A 6,982-nucleotide genomic window follows, 5' to 3' on the forward strand; every position below is an offset into this window, starting at 1 on the left:
AGCGCCGGCCGCGGCGGGTTGGGGCATCGCCGGAGGCCGCTTCCGCCCCGGCCCGCCGTTACCTTCCCTGCCTTCCTCTGATTGGGCACGTTTCTCTCCGCATGGACTACATCCAGGTCGACATCATCGGGCTCTCGACGAGCCCCTCCTCGGGCGGCGCGTACGCCCTCGTCTTGGGCGAGGTCGGCGGCAACCGCCGGCTCCCGATCATCATCGGCGCGTCCGAGGCCCAGGCCATCGCCCTCGAACTCGAAAAGATCCAGCCGCCCCGCCCGATGACGCACGACCTGCTGCGCGGGCTGTTCGACGCGCTCGGCGCTGAGGTCACGGACGTCGTCATCGACGACCTCCGCGAGGGCACCTTCTTCGCCAAGATCCGCTACGTCTACGACGACGACGAGGCCACGCTCGACGCGCGCCCGTCCGACGCCGTGGCGCTCGCCGTCCGCACCGACGCCGCCATCTTTGTCGCGGCCTCCGTGCTCGACGAGGCCGGCATCCCGGCCGACGACGGCGACGACGATGACGAGCGCGAGGCGGTCGCCGAGCGCGAGTCGCCGGACCCGGCCCGGAAGACGATGTCGAAGCTCGACCGCATGGAGAGCCAGCTCGAAAAGGCCATCGCCGACGAGGACTACGAGACGGCCGCCACGCTCCGCGACGAGATCGCCCGGATGAAAGGGGACAACTAGAGCGCCTCGCGGGCGGGTGCCGGGTACGAGGTACCGGGTACGGCCTGATGGAAGGCGTCGAGGCTCCCGCACCCCACACCGCCACCCATGCGCCTCTCCAACCTGCCCCCGCCGTCCCTCCTCGGCGCTGCCCTCCTCCTCGCGTTCGCCGCGCCGGCCGCCGCGCAGGACGCGGCCACGCCTGGCGCGGGCGGGGCGGAGGCCGTCGTCGGCGAGTACGTCCGCGCGTTCACCGGCGGGGACTACGTGGCCGCCGCCCGGCTCCTCGACCCCGACGAGCTCGAGGAGTTCATGGGCCTCATGGGCGCGCTCTCCGAGCTCGACGAGACCGGCGCGTTCGACGTCGACCCGGACGCCACCCCGCCCGAGGCGTTCGCCGAGTTCCTGAGCGCGCTCACGGGCGCCGAGCCGCTCGTGGGCGAGGCGATCGAGAGCGCGCGCGGCCGCGTCGTCGGCAGCGTCGCCGAGGGTGACAGCCTCCGCCACGTCGTCGTTCGCACGCAGGCGGAGGTGATGGGGACGGACATCGACGGGGTCGAGCTCACGACGGCCCAGTGGACGGGCGACCGCTGGGTGGTCACGTTCGACGCCAAGATGCAGCAGTTCAAGGCGGGCTTAGAGGCCGCGCTCGCCGCTCAGGGCGGGGCGGAGGACGACGGGTGACGGACCGCCCCGCCCCCGCCGCACTCGGCCCGGACGTGCGGGCGCTGCCGCCCGCGGCCGTCGGCGCCTCGGCGCTGTTCCAGGCGTACGCGGCCGGAGACGAGGCGGCCCTGAGATTTTACCGCTGGAACCCGTGGAGCCGGGCCGACCGCGCCGAGGCCGCCCAGATCGCGGCGCAGCGCGCCCGCCACCGCCACGCCGTCGCCGACGTGCTGGCCGAGCAGAACGCGGCATGGGGCGCCGCGCCCGAAGTCCTGGCCCTCGTCCGCCGGCTCCGCGATCCCGAGTCGGTCGCCGTCGTGACGGGCCAGCAGCTCGGGCTGTTTGCCGGCCCGCTCTACACGGTCTATAAGGCGCGCACGGCCGTCCGCTTGGCCGAGCGGCTGGAGCGCGAGACCGGCCGCCCCGCCGTCCCCGTGTTCTGGCTGGCCGACGAGGACCACGACTTCGCCGAGATCCACCGGGCCGCCTTCGCCGACGGCCCCGACGTCCGCACGGTGACGTACGAAGACGGCCGCCTCGCCGGGCTGCGGTCCGCCCACGACAACGCCGTCCCCGTCGGGCGGATCGTGCTCACCGAACCCGCCGTCGCGGACGCCCTGCGGGGGCTGGAGGCCGCCCTCCCCGCCGGTCCGCACCGTGCCGAGGCGCTCGCCCTCGCCCGCGCCGCCTACGTCCCCGGCCGGACGATGCGCGACGCGTTCGCGCGCTTGCTCCGCGCGCTCGTCCCCGACGTGGTCCTGATGTCGGTCGACGACGCGCGGCTGAAGGCGCTGGCCGCCCCGCTCGTACGGCGCGAGCTGTCCGAGTGGCCCGAGACGCTGGCGGCTCTGGAGGCGCGCAGCGCCGACCTCGTGGCGGCCGGGTTCCACGCCCAGGTGGCGCCGTCGCCGGTCAACCTGTTCTGGCTGGAGGACGCCGCCCCGCCCCGCCCGCCCGGTTCGGAGGACGACGGCGCTCCTGGGGCGACCGAGGAGGGGGCGGGGCGGCGGCTCGCGCTCGACCCGGCCGAGACGGGAGGGACCGCCTTCGAGGTGCGCGGGGCGGGGCGGACGCTCGCGCTGGACGTCCTGCTCGACGCCGAGCCGTGGCGGTTCAGCCCGAACGTGGTCCTGCGGCCGCTCGTGCAGGACGTGCTGCTGCCCACGGCCGCCTACGTCGCCGGGCCGGGCGAGGCGGCGTATTTCGCCCAGCTCGGCCCGGTCTACGAGCGGTTCGGCGTGCCGATGCCCGTCGTCGAGCCGCGCCTCAGCCTGACGGTCGTCGAGCCCAGCGTCGCCAAAGTGCTCGACCGCTACGGGCTGGACGTGGCCGACCTTTCGGGTGACCTCGCCGCGCTCTGGCGCCGCCTCGCGCTGGAGGCGTCCGACGCCGACCTCGACGGCGTCTTCGCTGACGCCCGCGCCCGTCTCTCGGGCGTACTGACCGACTTGGAGGCCGTCGCCTTAAACGTGGGCGGCGAGCTGAGCGGGGCGGCCGGCGCCGCGCGAGCGGCGGTCGACCACGCGGTCGACCGTCTGGAGACGAAGACGGTCCGCGTCGAAAAGCGGGCACACGCCGACGTCCGCGCGCGGCTGGAGCGGGCGCAGGCGGCGCTGTGGCCGGGCGGGGCGCTCCAGGAGCGGGCGCTCGGTCCGCTCGGCGTCGTCGCCCGGCACGGTGTTGGCGCGCTCGCGGACCTCGTCGGCGCCGTGCCGCTCGACGCCTCCGCCCACTACGTCGTCCGCCCATGACCTTGTTTTCCCCGCTCGTCGAGCGCGCCGTCGAGATCGCCGCCGAGTGGCACGACCAGACGTACCGCAAGGGCCGGTGGAGCGACCCGTGCGTCGAGGCCCCGAACGGCGCGCCGTCGCGCGTGCCCGCCATGGCCCACGTCACGACCGTCGCGCTCACGGTCCAGCGGGCGGGGTGGGGCGACGAGGCCGTCGCCGCGGCCTTCCTCCACGACGCGCTCGAAGACGCCGACCGCTACGGCCACACGATGACGCCGGCCGCGCTCGACGCGCTCGTGGGCGGGGCGGTCGTCCGCATCGTCGAGGCCGTGACCGAGCCCAAGCGCGACGCCGCGGGCGACTGGCTCCCGTGGCGCGTGCGGAAGGAGGCGTACCTCGACGCGCTCCGCGCCGGCCCGGTCGAGGGCGCGGCCGTGTCGCTGGCCGACAAGCTCCACAACGCGTTCTCGATGGCGTCCAGCCTGGAGGCCGGCGTCGACATCTTCGCCGACGGGCCGGGGCGCCGCGCGCTCTCGGCGGGGCCGGAGGCGCAGGCGTGGTTTTTCCACGCGGCCCTCGACGCCACGCGCCGCTTCGACGACCCGCGGCTCGGCCCGATGCGCGAGCGGCTGGGCCAGGAGGTGGCGCGGTTCGAGGCGGCGGCCGGCGTCGCCGCCTAAGCCACCTCGCCCGCCCCGCCCTTGGACACTCGCTGGACTAGGGCGGGGTGGGGAACGGGCTGTGGTCTACAAGAAGGACCCGCCACCCCGCCCGCCGTAGGTTCGGGCGCATGCCGCCTTCTACTCGCTCCCGCCCGCCCGCTGCTCCGCCCACGTGGGGCGGGGTGGGGCGGACCGCCGTCGCGCTCGGCCTCGCCGCGCTGGTAGTGCTCGCCGGGTGCGGTAGTGAGCCGGCCGCTCCGCGCAGCGCCGCCGCGCCCTCCGCCGAGGTGGAGGAGGCACCCGCCGACCGCCCCGCCCCCGAAGTCCGGCCCGGCGTGCCGCTCGACCGCATCCTCGCCCTCCACGACGACCCCGCCGCGTTCCTCGCCGGCCTCCGCCCGCCTCGGCAGACGCACGTCGAGCTCGTCGCGAACGAGTACACGGAAGGCCAGGTCGACACCGTCCGCACGCGCGTGTACGACGGGATGGAGGTCGTGGCCTACGAGGTCACGGACGGGCCGACGTTCGTCCAGAGCGTGACGATCATGGGCACCGGCTACGGGACATCGGGCGGGGTGGCGGTCGGCGAAGCGCGCGAGGCGCTCGAAGACGTCCTCGGGCGCCCGGTCGACGAGCGGAGCGGGGCGGTCCTCTACGAGATCGACAGCGGACCGGCGCCGACCGCCGTGGAGGTCCGCTACGAGACGGACGAGGACGGCGTGGCGCGCGCCGCCGAAGTCACCTGGCGCCCGTACCTCGACTGAGCGGGCGAGAAAGAGCGGGCAGGGCGGGGCGCGGCCTTTCGCCGCCCCGCCCCTTACGCGAGTCGCCGGGCGACGTCGTCCAGGAGGCGCCGGACGCGGAGGCGGTTGACGCCCAGGTCGCTCTCGCCCACGCGCGACGCGCTGCGGACGTGGAGGACGGACTGCCCGGCCGAGCCGGGTTCGATGGCCGCAGCGACGTCGTCGCGGAACGGGCCGGCGCGGAAGACGGCGCGGAGCCCGGTCTCGGTCGGCGTCACGCGGATGGCGGAGCCCGAGAAGATCGACCGCTGCTCGCGGACGGCGGCGTCGAGCGCGGTCTTGAGCGCTTCGGGGCCGACGTCGTAGGCTCGCCGGGCGCGGTAGCAGTTGGGCGTGTCCGTGCAGGTCGGGAGCGGGCCGACAAAGCCAGGCTCGTCGGGGCGCGACCCGAGCACCCGGCCCGCGACGAGGGCCGCGGCCATCACGCCGAGCGTGCCCAGACCCAGGAGGAGAGGCCGCTTCACCGCCCCGCCCCCAACGCGACCGTTGCCGGGCCGCCGGCCGCCGGTGTGCCGGCCGTCGGGTCGGCCTGGAACTCGCCGCCCTCGTTGTACTTCGACGGGCACTTGACGAGGATGTGCTCGGCCTCGAAGTCGCCGGCCGCCGTCATCTGGCCCTCGACGACAACCTGCTCGGCGTCCTCGAACGAGGCCGGCTTCGGGTTGGCGTAGACCACGCGCCGGGCCGTTCCGTCCTCGTCGGCCATGACGAACGTGAACACGTTCCGGTCCGGGTCGTAACGCGAGGGCTCGGCCTCCAGCCACTCGCCGACGACGTGGGCGCGGCGCCCGCTCTCGGTCGCCTCGGTAAACGTCTCGTAGCCCGAGAGCTGGCTTCCAAAGCTGGTCACGACGAAAAAGCCGAAAACGGCGACGAACGCGAGGCCGGCGAGGGTCTTGAGGCGCATGGCGGGGGCGGGGCGGTCGGGGAACGGGAACGTACGGCCGCTAGCGGTCGACGGAGGGCTCGGCGGGGCGGGGCGGGGCGTCGTCGAGCCGGTCGAGCTCGCGCTCGACGCGGCCCAGCCGGCGGTCGGTGCGGACGAGCAGGAACAGGAGCCCGAGCCACACCACGAGGACAACGGCGAGCACGACGTAGAGCTTGTCCTGGGACAGCATGACCTGCTCGAGTGCGTCCGGCTGCTGCCCCACCTGGGCGGCAGCGGCGTCGAGGACGGCGACGGTCGTGTCGGCCACTTGCATCACGAGACGACGGCGAGGGCCGGCGCGGCGTCCGCCCCGCCCCGCTCGACGCGGAGCTCGGCGACGCGCGCGCGGACGCGCTGCGTGTAGATCCACCACGCGAGCATCAGGAAGCCGGCGGCGGCGGCGTAGAACACCCACCGCATCTGCGGGGCGATGTCCATCTGGCTAAAGGCCGGGTTGCCCTCGGCGCCCGGGTGGAGGCTCGCGAGGCGGCGCGGCAGGACGTAGGTCAGGAACGGCATGGTCGCTGTCGCGAACAGCGCGTAGACGGCCGAGAGCCGCGCCCGCGTGCGGGGACGGTCGATCTGGCCGCGGAGCACGAAGTAGGCCCCCGAGATCAGCAGCTGCACGGCCACCATCGTCTGGCGGGGGTCGCCGTTCCACCAGATGTTGGTGCCCACGTACCACGTGAACCGCGCCCACAGGATGCCGGTCACGAGCGCGATCACGCCGGCCGCCGTCGACACCCGCCACGCGGCTTCGGAGCGCACGTCGTGGACCTCGCGGCCGGTGGCCAGGTAGCGCCCCGCGTGCCATGCCCCGGCGACCGCGCCGGCGTAGAGCACGAACCACATGGGCACGTGGAAGTACAGGTTCCGCGCCGTCTGCTCCAGGATCGGCAGGTTCGTCACCGGCGCCGCGATCCCGAGCACGAGCACGACCGTGACCCAAACCGCGGCGACGACGCCGAACAGGCGGTACACGAGGCCGTAGCGGGGCAGGGCGAGGTCGCGGTCCATCGGGCGGGGCGGGGCGCGGGGAACGCCCGGAAGAACGGCCGGGATGCCCGAGGAATGGAGAATGGGGAATGGAGAATGGGGGATGGGGTATGAGGAATGGGGGATGGGGGATGGGGGATGGACGCTCGCGGGCGGGGCGGCGCCGGGTTTGTTCCACCCCGCCCGCGAGCGGTCCTGTAGGGGCGAGCGGCGGTCGCCCTCGGGGGCGGGGCGGTCGTACAGCCACCCCGCCCATCAACGAGCACCCGTGGGGACACGGCGTGCCGTGTCCGGGGCGATTGGAGCGGTCAGAGCCTCCCGCCGAAGTCCATTCAAGGCGGCGGCAGTCCCCCTCCTGGCCACCGCGCAGCGTCGGCGCAGCCAAGAGGGGATAGGGGTGGTTGTGACGCAAGCGGAGCGTTTGGCCCGTCGCCGCCCCGCCCGGACGCCGTTGCCCGACGCCGTTGCATGCAACGGCGCTACAGCGCCCACCCCGCCCATGACGCGCGAGGGCGGGGTGGCGCAC

The 6,982-nt window shown here is 74.6% G+C and carries 9 protein-coding genes; 5 read left to right on the forward strand and 4 right to left on the reverse strand.

The features are described 5' to 3' along the window. The first annotated feature begins 101 nt into the window (after positions 1 to 101). The 5 genes from RM540_RS15860 to RM540_RS15880 all read left to right on the forward strand — a co-directional run bounded on the left by RM540_RS15860 (position 102) and on the right by RM540_RS15880 (position 4,493). Positions 102 to 692, forward strand: a complete 591-nt coding sequence (locus RM540_RS15860) for a bifunctional nuclease family protein (RefSeq protein WP_311665923.1) — start codon at positions 102 to 104, stop codon at positions 690 to 692. Positions 693 to 779: 87 nt separating this feature from the next. Next, positions 780 to 1,355 (forward strand): hypothetical protein, encoded by a 576-nt coding sequence (locus RM540_RS15865; RefSeq protein ID WP_311665925.1) that lies wholly within the window; start codon positions 780 to 782, stop codon positions 1,353 to 1,355. Next, positions 1,352 to 3,088 (forward strand): bacillithiol biosynthesis protein BshC, encoded by a 1,737-nt coding sequence (gene bshC, locus RM540_RS15870; RefSeq protein WP_311665927.1) that lies wholly within the window; start codon positions 1,352 to 1,354, stop codon positions 3,086 to 3,088. The genes RM540_RS15865 and bshC overlap by 4 nt, the downstream gene beginning before the upstream one ends. Then, positions 3,085 to 3,747, forward strand: a complete 663-nt coding sequence (locus RM540_RS15875) for an HD domain-containing protein (protein ID WP_311665929.1) — start codon at positions 3,085 to 3,087, stop codon at positions 3,745 to 3,747. Before bshC ends, RM540_RS15875 begins: the two co-directional genes overlap by 4 nt. Positions 3,748 to 3,857: 110 nt before the next feature. Further along, complete coding sequence (locus RM540_RS15880) at positions 3,858 to 4,493, forward strand: hypothetical protein (RefSeq protein WP_311665931.1); 636 nt, start codon at positions 3,858 to 3,860, stop codon at positions 4,491 to 4,493. Between the two features lie 53 nt (positions 4,494 to 4,546). On the opposite strand, the gene RM540_RS15885 is transcribed toward RM540_RS15880, so the two are convergent. The 4 genes from RM540_RS15885 to RM540_RS15900 are packed head-to-tail and all read right to left on the reverse strand — an operon-like array spanning position 4,547 to position 6,477. After that, complete coding sequence (locus RM540_RS15885) at positions 4,547 to 4,996, reverse strand: DUF1499 domain-containing protein (RefSeq protein ID WP_311665933.1); 450 nt, start codon at positions 4,994 to 4,996, stop codon at positions 4,547 to 4,549. Next, the gene (locus tag RM540_RS15890; RefSeq protein ID WP_311665935.1) at positions 4,993 to 5,439 is read right to left on the reverse strand and encodes a cytochrome c maturation protein CcmE domain-containing protein; all 447 of its coding nucleotides are present in this window, start codon (positions 5,437 to 5,439) and stop codon (positions 4,993 to 4,995) included. Before RM540_RS15890 ends, RM540_RS15885 begins: the two co-directional genes overlap by 4 nt. A 40-nt stretch (positions 5,440 to 5,479) precedes the next feature. Continuing rightward, positions 5,480 to 5,734 carry a CcmD family protein gene (locus tag RM540_RS15895; RefSeq protein WP_311665937.1) on the reverse strand — a complete coding sequence of 85 codons (255 nt, stop codon included), beginning with the start codon at positions 5,732 to 5,734 and terminating at the stop codon, positions 5,480 to 5,482. Then, entirely contained in the window at positions 5,734 to 6,477 is a 744-nt protein-coding gene (locus tag RM540_RS15900) for a cytochrome c biogenesis protein CcsA (RefSeq protein WP_311665939.1), read from the reverse strand. The genes RM540_RS15895 and RM540_RS15900 overlap by 1 nt, the downstream gene beginning before the upstream one ends. Positions 6,478 to 6,982: the final 505 nt, after the last annotated feature.

The sequence above is a fragment of the Rubrivirga litoralis genome, from assembly GCF_031846415.1.
Lineage (GTDB): Bacteria > Bacteroidota > Rhodothermia > Rhodothermales > Rubricoccaceae > Rubrivirga > Rubrivirga litoralis.